Here is a 15,355-nt window from a genome sequence, read left to right as displayed (position 1 = left end):
ACGGATCCTACGACACATGGCCAAAACGGACGCCCTGGCGCGCGCGCCGCAACCTACCGTCAAATCGCATCTGGCTTACACGCTGTTGAGCGGCCTGGCGTTGATGGTTCTGTACACCCTGTTGCGCGTCGCGCTGCTGGTCTACAACCGGGAAGGCATCGGCGCCACGCCGGCCTCGACGTTCATTGAAGCGTTCGGCAATGGCCTGCGTTTCGACCTGCGTCTGGTGGTCTACATCCTCATTCCGCTGATACTGGCCCTGTTCAGCGCGCGATTGATGGCGGCACGCGGACTGTTTCGTTTCTGGCTGACCCTGGTCGCCAGCCTGACGACGTTCTTCGGCCTGATGGAAATGGACTTCTACCGTGAGTTCCACCAGCGCCTCAACGGTCTGGTGTTCCAGTACGTGAAGGAAGATCCGAAAACCGTCTTGAGCATGATCTGGTACGGCTATCCGGTGGTCCGGTATCTGCTGGCCTGGGCATTGCTGACCTGGCTGTTGAGTCTGGTGTTCAAAGGCATTGATCGACTGACGCGTCCGCGCGGCGGCTTCAACATCGGCAGCTCGAGCAATCGCGTTGTGGCGCCGTGGTACACCCGCGTCGTGGTCTTTGTCCTGTGTCTGGCGGTCGCCGTGATCGCTGCTCGCGGCACGTTGCGCCAAGGCCCGCCACTGCGTTGGGGCGATGCCTACACCACCGAATCGAACTTCGCCAACACCCTTGGCCTCAACGGTACGCTGACCTTGATCGCTGCCGCCAAAAGCCGGATGTCCGAGGATCGCGACAACATCTGGAAGGCCACGCTGCCGCAGCCGCAGGCTCAGCAGACCGTGCGTGACATGCTCATGACCGCCAACGACAAGCTGGTCGATCCCGACAGCGCCGCAGTGCGTCGCGAGTTCACGCCGCCCGCCAGCAACACGCTGCCGATCAAGAACGTCGTGGTCATCCTGATGGAAAGCTTCGCTGGTCACTCGGTCGGTGCGCTGGGCGATGAGTCCAACATCACGCCGTACTTCGACAAGCTGTCCGAAGAAGGTCTGCTGTTCGATCACTTCTTCTCCAACGGCACGCACACCCACCAGGGCATGTTCGCCACCATGGCCTGCTTCCCGAACCTGCCGGGCTTCGAATACCTGATGCAGACGCCGGAAGGCAGCCACAAGTTGTCGGGCCTGCCGCAGTTGCTCAGTGCGCGCAAGTACGATGACGTGTACGTGTACAACGGCGACTTCGCCTGGGACAACCAGTCCGGTTTCTTCAGCAACCAGGGCATGACCAACTTCATCGGCCGCAACGATTTCGTTAACCCGGTGTTCTCCGATCCTACGTGGGGCGTGTCCGACCAGGACATGTTCGACCGTGGCGCGCAGGAGCTGAAAGCCCGCGAAGCCAAGGGCCGTCCGTTCTATGCCTTGCTGCAAACCCTGTCCAACCACACGCCGTATGCCTTGCCTGCGAATCTGCCGGTGGAGCGCGTGACCGGTCATGGCACCCTGGATGAACACCTGACAGCGATGCGTTACTCCGACTGGGCGCTGGGTCAGTTCTTCGAGAAGGCCAAGAAAGAGCCTTACTACAAGGACACGCTGTTCGTGGTCGTGGGCGACCATGGCTTCGGTAACAACGAGCAGATCACCGAGATGGACCTGGGTCGCTTCAACGTCCCGATGCTGATGATCGCGCCAGGCTTGCAGGACAAGTTCGGCAAGCGCAGCAGCATTGTCGGTACGCAGATCGACATCGTGCCGACCATCATGGGCCGTCTGGGCGGCGACACCGTGCATCAGTGCTGGGGTCGTGACCTGTTGAACCTGCCGGCGGGCGATCTGGGCTTTGGTGTGATCAAGCCATCGGGCAGCGAGCAGACCGTAGCCCTGGTCACGGGCAACCGCATTCTGATCGAGCCAAAAGAGATGGAGCCGAAGGTCTACAGCTATGAGCTGGGCACCAAGCCTCACGCCGAAGTGATGCCGGATGCGCCGGACGTGGCCGAGTTGCGCAAGAAGCTGGACAGCTTCCTGCAGACCGCGACCAAGAGCCTGCTGGATAACACGGCGGGTGTGAAAGACGCCAAGCCGTAGTGACTCAGGTTTTATGAAAACGCCCCGACTGGTTCGGGGCGTTTTTGTTTTTGGTTGGGAGCTCCAGTCGCCATCTCCAGACGCCTGACGCACCGTTTTCGCGACCGTCGTAACCTCCGATTGCTCCCACACCGGTTCCCGCAATCTCCAGGTTGAACACCCTCAAATTCCTTGAACGAAAAACAGAAAATAACAGTCCGATCTGCGTAGGCCCATGTGCGGCCTGAGTGAGGAGACATTGATGAAAGTCTGGACTATTTCGTTTCAGGATAAAGATGGCGTGCAGCAGACCCTCGATCTTGAATGCGAGCACCGTCCCAGTGAGGAGGAAGCTGCTCAGCGTCTGCGTCCGCACCTGTTCCCGGTCACCGAGGATCTGGATCTCAACGACCTTGACGGCAGGACACAAGAACCCACGGTCAAGACACTCAAGGAACAGAACGCGGTACAGATCATTTCCATCGTCGAGGCTTCATGAAAAAACCTTGGCGAACACCCCCATCTGCCAATTGGCAACACGCTATCAATGGGCGTAGTCTGCACCTGAGGCCGGTGATGCATCTACCCGAGCCAGCTCGCGTACAGATGCCTGATTTGTAATAGCAGCATCGGCCTTGTCAGCGACATGCTTGAGTCCCGGGCGACGGATGAACCGTCGTTTTCCCTCCCTGAGCGGGAGGGTTTTCGGGATCGTTGAAACTCTATCTATCGTTGCATAGGAGGACGTTTCATGAGCACGACCTACCAAGAAGACATCAGCAGTCACGTACTGCGCCGCATGAAAGAAGGCGGTTTCGACTTCGCGCGTATCCACCCCATCGAGTTCTACGCCATTTTCCCGGACGAGGAGCGGGCGCGTCAGGCAGCAGAAAAGTTTCGCGGTGAATCCCTCAATACTCAAATCAACGCCCGAGAGGACGGCGCGTGGCACTTGCAGTTGAGCAAACTGATGTACGCCACTTATGACGGTATCGGCGATTTCGAGCAGGACTTTCAGACAGCGATTATCGGGCTCGACGGTGAGGTCGAAGGCTGGGGCGTGAAACAGGAGATCAAGCGGCTTCATTGAAGGTCAGAGCAGTTGCCTCTGACGATGCAATACCTGTGGGAGCGAATTCATTCGCGATGCGGTCGATCAAACGATGTCTCTCTGTCGGGTGATGCGGCCTGTCGCGAAAGGGCTCGCTCCCACACGTTTGTATCGATCCCGGAATTCCGAGGGTTGGGGTTACCAAAAACAGGGCAAAAAAAAAGCCGCTCGGGTGTGAGCGGCGTAAAGGGAATTTCGTTGAAAAATCCGGTTCACGCAGACCTCGCCCGGGCAGTCGGGAGCGGCGTCTCTGCGTTGATGGCGCGATTATCAGGAAACAAAGTCCCGTCGGGAAATCATCTCTGGCTATGCTGGTAATAGATTTTTCAGTGGCGGGACGCTTCTCTATGAAGCGTAGGAGAATTGGTTAGGGCGCTTCTTGCACAGGAATGGTGCGAGGGTTGTCGTGGTTTTATTCAACCAATTGATTTTAAAGCGTTTATGCCGCTGGCACGGGCCTTGCGAAGGCCCTTGTGTCCATGGTGACAAGGAGTACGGCATGATCCGCACCTTTTATGATGAGATGTACGATGTGGACGGCACTGTCCGACCGCATTATCGGGAATTCGCCCGCTGGCTGGGCGAAGCGCCACCTGAGCTGCTGGCTCAGCGTCGGCGTGAGGCCGATCTTTTGTTTCATCGCGCCGGGATTACCTTCACGTTGTACGGTGACGAGCAGGGGACCGAGCGTCTGATCCCCTTCGATACGATTCCTCGCAGCATCCCCGCCAGCGAATGGCGCGTGGTTGAACGCGGCTGCATCCAGCGCGTCAAGGCGCTGAACATGTTCCTCGCCGACCTGTACCACGATCAGCGCATCATCAGGGCCGGGATCATTCCCGCCGAGCAAGTGCTGGCCAACGAGCAATATCAGCTGGCGATGCAAGGCCTGAACCTGCACCGCGACCTGTATTCCCACATCTCCGGGGTCGACCTGGTCCGCGATGGCGACGGGACGTATTACGTGCTCGAAGACAACCTGCGCACACCGAGCGGCGTGAGTTACATGCTCGAAGACCGCAAGATGATGATGCGACTGTTCCCCGAGTTGTTCTCCGCGCAACGCATCGCTCCGATCGATCACTACCCGAACCTGCTGCTCGACACGCTGAAAAGCTCGAGCCCCCTGGATAATCCGAGCGTGGTCGTACTGACGCCCGGGCGCTTCAACAGCGCATTTTTCGAGCATGCGTTTCTGGCGCGGGAAATGGGCGTCGAGCTGGTGGAAGGCGCTGACCTGTTCGTGCGAGACGATCGTGTGTTCATGCGCACCACCGACGGCCCTAAAGCGGTGGACGTGATCTACCGTCGTCTGGACGACGCGTTCCTCGATCCGTTGGCGTTCAATCCAGACTCGATGCTGGGTGTGCCCGGTCTGCTGTCGGCCTACCGCTCGGGCAATGTGGTCCTTGCCAACGCCATTGGTACGGGCGTCGCCGACGACAAGTCGATCTACCCGTTCGTGACCGACATGATCCGCTTCTACCTCGACGAAGAGCCGATCCTGAAGAACGTGCCGACCTGGCAATGCCGCAAACCGGAAGAACTGTCCCACGTGCTGGCCAACCTGGGTGATCTGGTGGTCAAGGAGACTCAAGGCTCGGGCGGCTACGGCATGCTCGTCGGCCCGGCGGCAACGGCCGCTGAAATCGAAGCCTTCCGCGCCCGCCTCAAAGCCAAGCCTCACGCGTACATCGCTCAACCGACCTTGTCCCTCTCGACCTGCCCGACGTTCGTCGAGAACGGCATCGCCCCGCGACATATCGACTTGCGCCCATTCGTTCTGGCTGGCCGCGAAACCCGCGTTGTTCCTGGCGGACTCACCCGCGTTGCGTTGCGGGAGGGGTCGCTGGTGGTGAACTCGTCGCAGGGTGGCGGAACCAAGGACACCTGGGTGGTCGAGGATTAAGGATGCCTGCCAATGCTAAGTAGAACTGCCTCGGATTTATATTGGATGTCGCGGTACCTGGAGCGGGCGGAAAATCTCGCACGGATGCTGGACGTCAGTTACTCGCTTTCGCTGATGCCTCAGGACGGACGCGGGGATGGCCTCAACGAGATCGCCATGCCCTTGCTGATCACCGGCACCCTGGACGATTACCTGGAACGCCATGGCGAATTGCACGCTGAACGCCTGCTGCATTTCTTCGCCCTGGACGCCGCCAACCCGGCCAGTATTTTCAGTTGCCTGGCCGCCGCGCGGGCCAGTGCTCATGCGGTACGTGGGCGCATCACGGCGGACATGTGGGAAAACATCAACGCCACGTACCTGGAAATTCGCGGCATCGCCGAACAGGGCCTGAGCCGTTACGGCATGAGCCGGTTCTGCGAGTGGGTCAAAGAGCGTTCGCACCTGTTCCGCGGGGCGACCTACGGCACCATCATGCGTAACGACGCTTTCCGTTTCATTCGCCTCGGCACTTTCATCGAGCGCGCCGACAACACCTTGCGCATGGTCGATGCCCGCTACGAGATGCTGGAGTTGCGCGGTCCTGCCGCCAACGCGGCTGCCGACAATTCGGCCGCTGGCTACTATCAGTGGAGCGCCTTGCTGCGTGCATTGTCGTCGTTCGAGGCGTACACCGAGGTCTACCGTGATGCGCCGGGTGCGCGTCAGGTCGCCGAGTTGCTGCTGTTGCGTGCCGACATTCCACGTTCGCTGCGTGCCTGCCTCGAAGAAATGGACATGATTCTCGCCAGCTTGCCAGGCGCCAACGGCCGCCCGGCGCAGCGTCTGGCGGCCGAACTGGATGCTCGTTTGCGCTACACCGGCATCGACGAAATCCTCGGCGAAGGCCTGCACGAATGGTTGAACGAATTCATTCCGTTATTGGCCCAACTGGGTGACGTTATTCACACTTCTTACCTGGAGGCTGCATGAGACTCTCAATTAGCCACGAGACCACCTATCACTACGACGATCAGGTCCGCGCCAGCATCCAGTATTTGCGTCTGACCCCACACGACAGCGAGCGCCAGCAGGTGCTGAGCTGGCAACTCGCACTGCCGCGCCCGGTGCGCGCCCAAGTCGATCCGTTCGGCAATATCCTTCACGTGCTGACCATGGACGAACCCCATGAGGCCATCGTCATCGGCGCGCGCGGACAGGTCGAGATCGATGAGAAGCGTGAAGCCGAACACGAGAGCCAGTCTTCACTGCCCTTCCTGCGTTTCACCCGTTTGACTGAAGCGGATGAGGCGATTCGCGCCTTTGCCGCCAAGGAAACCAAGAAGCGTACCGACCGCACGGCGTTGATTGACCTGATGCAGGCGCTGAACCAGCACATCACCTACACGCCCGGCTCTACGGCAGTGGACACCAGCGCGGCGCAGGCGTTTGCCAACGGCGCGGGCGTTTGCCAGGACCACACCCACGCGTTCCTGGCCTGCGCACGCAGCCTGGGTGTGCCAGCGCGTTACGTATCGGGCTATCTGTACAGCGACAGCAGCGAGCACCTGGCCAGTCATGCCTGGGCCGAGGCGTGGATCGATGACGCCTGGTACAGCTTCGATGTGACCAATCAACTGGCCATTCCAGAACGTCATTTGAAGCTGGCGGTGGGACTGGATTATCTGGATGCCTGCCCGGTGCGCGGCATGCGCCGTGGCGGCGGTTGCGAGCAGATGCATGCCAAGGTTGTGGTGTCGCCCTCTGCGCCCGTCGCAACGCCGATCGTGGCGGCGCCTGCTCCAGTGGTGCAGATGCAGGTGCAGCGCCAGTCCTGAAGGCGGGCAGGGCAATTTCGTCTTGCTCCGATGACTTCCTTGAAGTCGGCGGTCTTCCCATAGAAAGGATGCTGTCCTTGGAGACGCTTGGACCTGGATTTGATGGATGTCCTCTGATTGGTCAGCGACGCGTTCCTGTAGGAGACGTCCGAGGTTACGAGGGCAGCGAATGCGGTGGGTCAGTGACATTGATGTTTACTGAACGATTGCATTCGCCAGCAAGCCGGCTCCCACACGTCCGCGCCTGGACATGAACATGAACATGAGCACGGACATGGATTTGATGGATAGCCTCTGATCTGTCAGCGACGCTTTCCCTGTCGGAGACGTCCGAGGTTACGAGGGCAGCGAATGCGGTGGGTCAGTGACATTGATGTTTACTGAACGATTGCATTCGCCAGCAAGCCGGCTCCCACACGTCCGCGCCTGGACATGAACATGAACATGAGCACGGACATGGATTTGATGGATAGCCTCTGATCTGTCAGCGACGCTTTCCCTGTGGGAGACGTCCGAGGTTACGAGGGCAGCGAATGCGGTGGGTCAGTGACATTGATGTTTAGTGAAAGACCGCATTCGCCAGCAAGCCGGCTCCCACACGTCCGAGCCTGGACATGAACATGAACATGAACATGAACATGAGCACGGACATGGATTTGATGGATAGCCTGTGATTTGTCAGCAACGCGCTCCCTGTGGGAGACGTCCGAGGTTACGAGGGCAGCGATGCGGTGGGTCAGCGACACTGATGTTTAGTGAAAGACCGCATTCGCCAGCAAGCCGGCCACGTCGTTCTGTGCCAGACGAACATTTTCTTAGTGGCTGACTTTCCTGCCCGCCATGTGCTTCAGATACTTCACCACCTGATCCAGCTCTTCATCCGATAAGACTTGCGGGGTAATCGCCGGCATCTTCGCTTGAGGCCACTGGCGCAGGGCTTGCGGGTTTCGGATGTACAGCTTCAGGTAATCGCCGGCGAAGTACTCGGTCGGGTTATGGGGAATGTTCAAATCGGGGCCCAGTTGCGAATCGCCCGCGCCGTTCAAACGGTGGCAGGCAAAGCAGTTCTTCTGAAACAACGCAAAGCCCTGGTTGACCGGGTCGTTCGCGGCGAGACTGGCGTCGGGGAGCAGGGCGGGGAATCGTTCAGCGACGGACGCCAAGAGGCGAATTTTGCCGACCGCATACGGCCATTGTTCAGGGCTGATCCTGCTGGCGGCAGGGTTGGTCCAGACCAGGTAAAACGGGCCGGCACCGGGCTTGTCCTTGCTCAGGCCCGGCCATGGATGCGCGGGGTCTTCGATGGCAAGCCAAGCCTGCGAGCCTGTTTTCTGCAGCAATGGACCGGCAGGCAGTTCGGCGGCAAAGCCATCGGTGGCGACGGCTTGCAGATGGGCATCGCTCGTGACGCCTTCCAGCAGGACCGCCACAGGCACCGCGCCATAGTGCATCGGACGCTTGTAGGAGACATCGTCAGGTACATCGATGTCGCGGGCTTGCGGGTGGGTGAGCAGTTGCTCGGTGCTCCAGGTGCGGGAGCCGTTGGCAAGGTCGATCGTCAGTTGAGCAGCGTGAAGAGGCAGGGCCAGCAGGGCGCCAGCCAGCAGCAAGAGGGTGCGCAAGATGGTGGTTACTCCGCAGGATCGTCGGTGAGGTCGTACAGCGCGTTGTGCAGTTCGTCGTAGGAGCCGCCGTTGATGATACTGCTGTAACCGGCTTTTACCAGTTTGTCCTGGGCCTTGCTGGCGCGGGCGTCGCTGGAGCTGAAAATCACCAGGGCCAGGTTGCGGTCGGTCATCACCTGCTTGAGCTGGTTGACCAGGCGCCGATGATCTACCCGCACGGCGTTGAGGACCGTGCCGGATTCGTAATCGCTCTGGCTGCGCATATCGATGGCGAGTTTGCCTTCCCTGATCGCGGCGACCGCTTGCGCCTGCTCCACCGGTCCGGCATGCGCCGTTATGCTGCTTAAACCCAATGCGAAAACTGCCAACATCTGACGCATGCGTTTCTCTCCCTGCATGAATACAGAAAGAGTGGCACAGAAACACGACGTCACAAGGACGAATGCATGATCAGCCAAACAGACGGGTCAAGTTCGGCAATATCAACAGAAGTGTGGTGGCAAAAACAATGAGTCCCGCTTGACGTATTTTCGAATGCTTGAACATGGCGTATGCCTTTTTCGTTATTCCTGAGCGACAAAAGCTCCTGCTTCGTGTTGAACAGAAGCGGCAGCTGGCAAAGGTGAAAGCAAGAGAGCAGGTGTCCCGACAATGTGTGTCGAAGACATGGGCGCTTAGGGAATCGGTTTTTATGGCGCCTCTGCTACTGACTTAACCTTAGAGCCCGCGTGCGACGCGCTTTAGATCTGTTTGGTATGAGCTTATGATTTTTTTAGTTAAAAACACGATAAGGCGCATGGCTATCATTCAGGCACTCCCTTGCTAGACACGTTGAGGCGAATCGATTCACGTCCGATAGCCAGCTACCGTTCGTCTGAGTCCGAAACTTCCTACAACGGGCTACCCTTCACGGCAGTCAAGTGACCTGAGCACTTTGATCATTGAAAGCATCTGTGTGACCGTTATGGTGTCAGCAGAACAATAATTTCCAGCAGGGCAGCGAGGGGAACGATGACCGAGGCGTTTATTTTTGAGGCGTTGCGCACACCGCGAGGCAGAGGCAAACCCGATGGAGCGCTCTACAGCGTCAAGCCGGTGAGCCTGATCGCCGGGCTGTTGCGTGAGATGCAGTCGCGTCACCAGCTGGACACCCGCCAGGTCGATGACATCGTGCTGGGGTGCGTGACGCCGGTCGGCGATCAGGGCGCAGACATTGCCAAGACCGCCGCGCTGGTCGCTAACTGGGCGGTCAGTGTGGCGGGAGTACAGGTGAATCGCTTCTGTGCGTCGGGCCTTGAGGCCGTCAATCTGGGCGCGATGAAAATACGTTCCGACTTCGAGGAGCTGGTGGTGGTCGGCGGCGTCGAGTCGATGTCCCGCGTGCCCATGGGCAGCGATGGCGGCGCCTGGGTGCTGGACCCACAGACCAACCTGCACACGCACTTCACGCCGCAGGGCATTGGCGCCGACTTGATCGCGACGCTGGAAGGGTTCAGCCGTGAAGACGTCGACGGCTTTGCCCTGCAATCGCAACAGAAAGCGGCGCGTGCCCGAGACAGCGGCGCGTTCGAACGCTCGCTGGTCCCCGTGCTGGACCAGAACGGCCTGCTGTTGCTGGACCATGACGAATTCATCCGGGCCGACACGACGCTCGAAGGCCTGGCCAGGCTCAAACCCAGCTTTGAAGCCATGGGCCAGATGGGGTATGACGCCACGGCGCTGCGCGTGTACAGCCACGTCGAGCGCATCGACCATGTGCACACGCCGGGCAACAGTTCAGGCATCGTTGACGGTGCAGCCTTGATGCTGTTGGGTTCCGCGCAAAAAGGACAGGAACTGGGCCTGCAGCCGCGCGCCCGAATCGTGGCGACGGCCGTCACCAGCACCGATCCGACCATCATGCTCACGGGGCCCGCGCCGGCGACCCGAAAAGCCCTGGCGCGGGCAGGGCTCAAGGTCGAGGACATTGACCTGTTCGAAGTCAACGAAGCCTTCGCCTCGGTAGTGCTCAAGTTCATCAAGGACCTGCGCGTCGATCCGCAGAAGGTCAATGTCAATGGCGGTTCCATTGCCCTTGGCCATCCGCTCGGTGCCACAGGCTGCATCATCCTCGGCACGTTGCTGGATGAGCTTGAAGCGCGGCAACTGCGTTACGGCCTGGCAACCTTGTGCGTCGGTGGCGGCATGGGCATCGCGACGATTATCGAGCGGCTCTGATTGTTCTGAATCGGCGGACCCTCGCTGCCGCCGATTCCGGCAGCTCACGACATAAAAACAGCTTCAGGAAGAACGACCGCATGACTGATGCCATCCAGTACGAAATCGGCCCCGATCAGATCCTCACGTTGACTCTGGACATGCCTGGCCAGCAGGCCAACACCATGAACGCGACGTATCGTCAGGCCATGGGCGAGGTGCTTGCTCGTCTGCACGCGGACAAGGACACGCTGGTTGGGGTGATCGTCCGATCAGCGAAAAAGACCTTTTTTACCGGTGGCGACCTCAACGAACTGATTCGGGTCGACGCCTCACGTGCGGCCTGGTTTTACCAGATGACGATGGACCTGAAGGCGCAACTTCGGGCGCTGGAAACCTTGGGCAAACCGGTCGTCGCCGCCATAAACGGGGCGGCGCTGGGCGGTGGCTGGGAGTTTTGCCTGGCGTGTCACCACCGTATCGCCCTCGATGAAAAAAACGTGCGCCTCGGTTTGCCCGAGGTCACGCTGGGGTTGCTCCCTGGCGGTGGCGGGACGGTGCGGCTGGTACGAATGCTGGGCCTGGAAAAGGCGCTGCCGTTGTTGATGGAAGGGCGCAACTTGAGTGCGCAGCAGGCGTTCAAGGCCGGGCTGGTCGATCAGCTCGCCACCGACGTCGACGATTTGCTCGCCAAGTCGCGGGAATGGATTCTGGCCAACCCGACGCCGAGCAAGCCATGGGACCGGCCGGGCTATCAGATTCCGGGTGGCACGCCGTCGCACCCCAAGGTCGCGCAGATGCTGGCGATTGCGCCGTCGATACTTCGCAGCAAGACCCACGGGTGTTATCCGGCCCCCGAGAAGATCCTCGCCGCCGCCGTGGAAGGCGCACAGGTGGACTTTCACACCGCCGAAAAAATCGAGGCGCGCTATTTCACCGAGCTCACCACCGGCCAGATCTCGAAGAACATGATCGGCACCTGGTTTCAACTCAACGAACTCAATGCAGGCCAGTCCAGGCCCAAGGCGCCGCCTGTTTATCACATGCGCAAGGTCGGGATTCTGGGCGCGGGGATGATGGGTGGCGGCATTGCCTACGTCACCGCACTGGCCGGTGTGGACGTGGTGCTCAAGGACATCAACCTGGCCACTGCCCAGAAGGGCAAGGACTACTCGGTGCGGCTGCTGGACAAGCAGGTTGCCACGGGCCGCATGAGCGTTGAGCAACGGGATGCGGTGTTGGCGCGCATCAAGACCACGGGCCGGGACAGTGACCTGGAAGGGTGCGACCTGATCATTGAAGCGGTGTTCGAAGACCGTGAACTCAAAGCGCAGGTGACGGCGGCCGCTGAACAGGTGGTCGTGCCCTATGCGGTGATCGCGTCCAACACCTCGACCTTGCCCATCACGGGCCTGGCGACCGCCGTCAGCCGGCAGGAGCGCTTCATCGGCATGCACTTCTTCAGTCCGGTGGACAAGATGCGCCTGGTGGAAATCATCAAGGGCGCGCGCACCAACGACATGACGCTCGCCCGCGCCTTCGACTTCGTGCAACAGATCAACAAGACCCCGATCGTGGTCAACGATGCCCGTGGGTTCTTTACCTCCAGGGTGTTTGCAACCTTCACCAACGAAGGCATTGCGATGCTTGGCGAGGGGATATCGGCGGTCATGATCGAAACCGAAGCGCGCAAGGCCGGAATGCCGGTCGGGCCGCTGGCGGTGTCGGACGAAGTCTCGTTGAGTCTGATGAGCCACATTCGTCAGCAAGCGCGCAAGGACCTGGAAGCACAGGGCGAGACGGTCACGGACCACCCGGCGACTGCGGTGATCGATCTCCTGCTCAATGAGTACACGCGTGCGGGCAAGGCGGCGGGTGGCGGCTTTTACGATTATCCCGACGGCGCGCCCAAACGGCTGTGGCCAGAACTCAAGGCGCGGTTCGAGAACGCCGAGGCTCAAATTGCCGGGCAGGAGATTCGTGATCGCCTGCTGTTCATTCAGGCGATAGAAACGGTGCGCTGTGTCGAAGAGGGCGTCCTGCGCTCGACCACCGACGCGAACATCGGCTCCATCTACGGTATCGGTTTTCCGGCCTGGACCGGTGGCGCGTTGCAATTCATCAATCAATACGGCCTCAAGGACTTCATTGCCCGCGCGCAATACCTGGCCGAGCACTACGGCGAGCGTTTCCAGCCCCCGGCCTTGCTGCTGGAAAAGGCGCTCAACGGCGAGTTGTTCTGACCTTGGCACGGTTGCTGTATCGACTTCAAATCGGTACAGCGACGGTTCAGCCTCGACTGACGACAGGGCGCAAACGGCCCTTGCCTTGCCTGTGGCTTCAAGGCAGGCTTGGGCGTACGCATTTTCGCCTTTGTCGCTTCAGGACTTTTTATGTCGTTACGCATCTGCATTCTGGAAACCGACGTTCTTCGCCCGGAACTGGTCGATCAATATCAAGGTTATGGGCGGATGTTCGAGTCACTGTTTTCCCGCCAGCCTATCCCCGCCGAATTTGTCGTCTACAACGTGATGCAGGGTGACTATCCCCCTGATGACGAGCGCTTCGACGCGTACCTGATTACCGGTTCCAAGGCTGACTCCTTTGGCACCGAGCCATGGATTCAGACCCTCAAGACCTACCTGCTGGATCGCTACAAACGTGGCGACAAGCTGTTGGGTGTGTGCTTCGGCCATCAGTTGCTGGCCCTGTTGCTCGGTGGCAAGACCGAGCGTGCCACCCAAGGCTGGGGCGTGGGCATTCATCACTACGATCTGGCGCCTGCGAAGCCGTGGATGAGCCCGGCGATGGACAAACTCACGCTGTTGATCAGCCATCAGGATCAGGTGACCGCCTTGCCGGAAGGCGCAACGGTCATTGCCTCCAGCGAGTTCTGCCAGTTCGCGGCGTATCACATCAACGATCAGGTGCTGTGCTTCCAGGGCCACCCGGAGTTCATCCACGACTACTCGCGCACCTTGCTCGATATTCGTCAGGAAGCACTGGGCGAGCAGGTCTACAGCAAGGGCATCGCCAGCCTGGAAGAGGATCACCACGGTACGACGGTGGCCGAATGGATGATGCGGTTTGTGGCGAACAAACCGCAGGTGGCTTAACGCAGTACCTGTAGGAGCGCTTGCCCGCGAAGACGGACGTACGATCGCCAGATCTGTGTGGGTCTGGACCGCCATTCGCGAGCAAGCTCCCACAGGTCTTGCGGCAGCCACAGGTTCTGGGTTTTGGCGGCTCAGAGGTCTTGAAGCAGCAACAGGTTCTGTGGTCTATCCGGTCCGCAGGTCTAGGGCTGCCAGGGGTTCTGGGTTTGCCCAGTATTTGTAGGAGACGTCGGAGGTTACGACGGCAGCGAATGCGGTGGGTCAGTCGCAGCCGATGTCACTGTCCCACCGTATTCGCCACTGTCGTAACCTCCAGCAGCTCCCACAGGTCTTTCGGTAACCACAAGCTCTGGGTTTGCCCAGTATGTGTAGGAGACGTCGGAGGTTACGACGGCAGCGAATGCGGTGGGTCAATCGCCGCCGATGTCACTGTCCTACCGCAGTCGCCATTGTCGTAACCCCCAGCTATGAGTCCAAAGCGGCGTGAAGGACTTGTTTAAGACCATAGAATCTCCCACAGGAATCGACTGCGTTTTACAGCCATCCCGACCGCTTGAAGCTCGCGAACAGCACACCGCACCCGCCGACAATCACGCCCAGCACGGCAAAGTAGCCGTAGTGCCAGCTCAGCTCGGGCATGTTCTGGAAGTTCATGCCATAGATCCCGGCAATGGCCGTTGGGAACGCCAGAATCGCGGCCCAGGCGGCAAACTTGCGCTGGGTCAGGCTTTGTCGCGAGGACTCCAGCAGCAGCCCGATTTCAATGGTCTGGCTGGCGATGTCGCGCAGATTGGCCAGGTCTTCCATCTGCCGCTTCACATGAATTTCCACGTCGCGGAAATACGGGCGCATGTTCTTGTCGATGAACGGGAAGCTCAGCTTCTGCAACTCTTCGCCGATCTCGACCATGGGCGCCACGTAACGCCTTAGCCGCAGCAGGTCACGGCGCAAGGCATGAATGCGATGAATATCGGACTCGTTGAGCTCTGTGCTCAGCACGCTGTGCTCCAGCTCTTCCAGCTCGCAATGAATGGCTTCGGTCACCGGCTGGTAGTTCTCGGTCACGAAGTCGAGCAGGGCATACAGCACGAAATCTTCCCCGTGCTCCAGCAACAAGGGGCGTGCTTCGCAGCGCTGACGCACCAGACCGTAGGACTTCGAGTCCCCGTTACGCGAGGTAATGATGTAGCCCTTGCCCGCGAAGATATGCGTTTCGATGAAGATGAGCTTTCCGTTCTCGCGGATCGGCGCGTAGGTGACGATGAACAGCGCATCGCCGAAGGTTTCCAGCTTGGGGCGGCTGTGAACCTCCAGCGCATCCTCGATGGCGAGCTCGTGCAGGCAGAACTGTTTTTGCAGGGTGGCGAGTTCCTGAGCATTGGGCTGCTCAAGGCCGATCCAGACGAAATGCCCAGGCTTTGCGGCCCAGGCAGCCCCTTCGTCGAGGGTGATGTTGGTGACTTTTTTCCCGGCACTGTAAACGGCGGCAGCGACAACTCGGCCCATGGTGATCTGC

The 15,355-nt window shown here is 59.7% G+C and carries 12 protein-coding genes; 9 read left to right on the top strand and 3 right to left on the bottom strand.

Going from position 1 to position 15,355, the window contains the following annotated elements; translation table 11 throughout:
• Positions 1-16: 16 nt before the first annotated feature.
• From ABDX87_RS04820 to ABDX87_RS04795, 6 genes are all read left to right on the top strand, one after another.
• Positions 17-2,086, top strand: a complete 2,070-nt coding sequence (locus tag ABDX87_RS04820) for an LTA synthase family protein (RefSeq protein WP_346831854.1) — start codon at positions 17-19, stop codon at positions 2,084-2,086.
• A gap of 241 nt (positions 2,087-2,327) precedes the next feature.
• Positions 2,328-2,564, top strand: coding sequence for a hypothetical protein (locus ABDX87_RS04815; protein ID WP_062385747.1), 237 nt, complete (start codon positions 2,328-2,330; stop codon positions 2,562-2,564).
• A 252-nt stretch (positions 2,565-2,816) separates the two neighbouring features.
• Positions 2,817-3,155, top strand: coding sequence for a ribonuclease E inhibitor RraB (locus ABDX87_RS04810; protein WP_074755132.1), 339 nt, complete (start codon positions 2,817-2,819; stop codon positions 3,153-3,155).
• Positions 3,156-3,675: 520 nt separating this feature from the next.
• On the top strand, positions 3,676-5,085 hold the full coding sequence (locus tag ABDX87_RS04805) for a circularly permuted type 2 ATP-grasp protein (RefSeq protein WP_346831853.1): 1,410 nt from the start codon (positions 3,676-3,678) through the stop codon (positions 5,083-5,085).
• 12 nt (positions 5,086-5,097) lie between these two features.
• On the top strand, positions 5,098-6,057 hold the full coding sequence (locus tag ABDX87_RS04800) for an alpha-E domain-containing protein (RefSeq protein WP_346831852.1): 960 nt from the start codon (positions 5,098-5,100) through the stop codon (positions 6,055-6,057).
• Complete coding sequence (locus ABDX87_RS04795) at positions 6,054-6,902, top strand: transglutaminase family protein (RefSeq protein ID WP_346831851.1); 849 nt, start codon at positions 6,054-6,056, stop codon at positions 6,900-6,902. Before ABDX87_RS04800 ends, ABDX87_RS04795 begins: the two co-directional genes overlap by 4 nt.
• A gap of 815 nt (positions 6,903-7,717) precedes the next feature.
• Here ABDX87_RS04795 and ABDX87_RS04790 read toward each other — a convergent pair.
• Entirely contained in the window at positions 7,718-8,524 is an 807-nt protein-coding gene (locus tag ABDX87_RS04790; RefSeq protein ID WP_346831850.1) for a cytochrome c, read from the bottom strand.
• An 8-nt stretch (positions 8,525-8,532) separates the two neighbouring features.
• Positions 8,533-8,907 carry a rhodanese-like domain-containing protein gene (locus tag ABDX87_RS04785; RefSeq protein ID WP_346831849.1) on the bottom strand — a complete coding sequence of 125 codons (375 nt, stop codon included), beginning with the start codon at positions 8,905-8,907 and terminating at the stop codon, positions 8,533-8,535.
• A gap of 631 nt (positions 8,908-9,538) precedes the next feature.
• Here ABDX87_RS04785 and ABDX87_RS04780 point away from each other — a divergent pair.
• From ABDX87_RS04780 to ABDX87_RS04770, 3 genes are all read left to right on the top strand, one after another.
• Positions 9,539-10,744 carry an acetyl-CoA C-acetyltransferase gene (locus tag ABDX87_RS04780; RefSeq protein WP_346831848.1) on the top strand — a complete coding sequence of 402 codons (1,206 nt, stop codon included), beginning with the start codon at positions 9,539-9,541 and terminating at the stop codon, positions 10,742-10,744.
• Positions 10,745-10,824: 80 nt separating this feature from the next.
• Positions 10,825-12,966 carry a 3-hydroxyacyl-CoA dehydrogenase NAD-binding domain-containing protein gene (locus ABDX87_RS04775; RefSeq protein ID WP_346831847.1) on the top strand — a complete coding sequence of 714 codons (2,142 nt, stop codon included), beginning with the start codon at positions 10,825-10,827 and terminating at the stop codon, positions 12,964-12,966.
• A 150-nt stretch (positions 12,967-13,116) separates the two neighbouring features.
• Complete coding sequence (locus ABDX87_RS04770) at positions 13,117-13,839, top strand: amidotransferase (RefSeq protein WP_346831846.1); 723 nt, start codon at positions 13,117-13,119, stop codon at positions 13,837-13,839.
• Between the two features lie 534 nt (positions 13,840-14,373).
• Here the strand turns inward: ABDX87_RS04770 and ABDX87_RS04765 are convergent.
• The gene (locus tag ABDX87_RS04765) at positions 14,374-15,345 is read right to left on the bottom strand and encodes a magnesium and cobalt transport protein CorA (protein ID WP_346831845.1); all 972 of its coding nucleotides are present in this window, start codon (positions 15,343-15,345) and stop codon (positions 14,374-14,376) included.
• Between the last annotated feature and the right edge of the window lie 10 nt (positions 15,346-15,355).

This window comes from Pseudomonas abietaniphila, from assembly GCF_039697315.1.
In the GTDB taxonomy this organism is placed as follows: Bacteria; Pseudomonadota; Gammaproteobacteria; order Pseudomonadales; family Pseudomonadaceae; genus Aquipseudomonas; species Aquipseudomonas abietaniphila_B.
The sequence above is the reverse complement of the archived record's forward strand: the minus strand, read 5'-3'. Positions and strand labels throughout refer to the sequence as shown.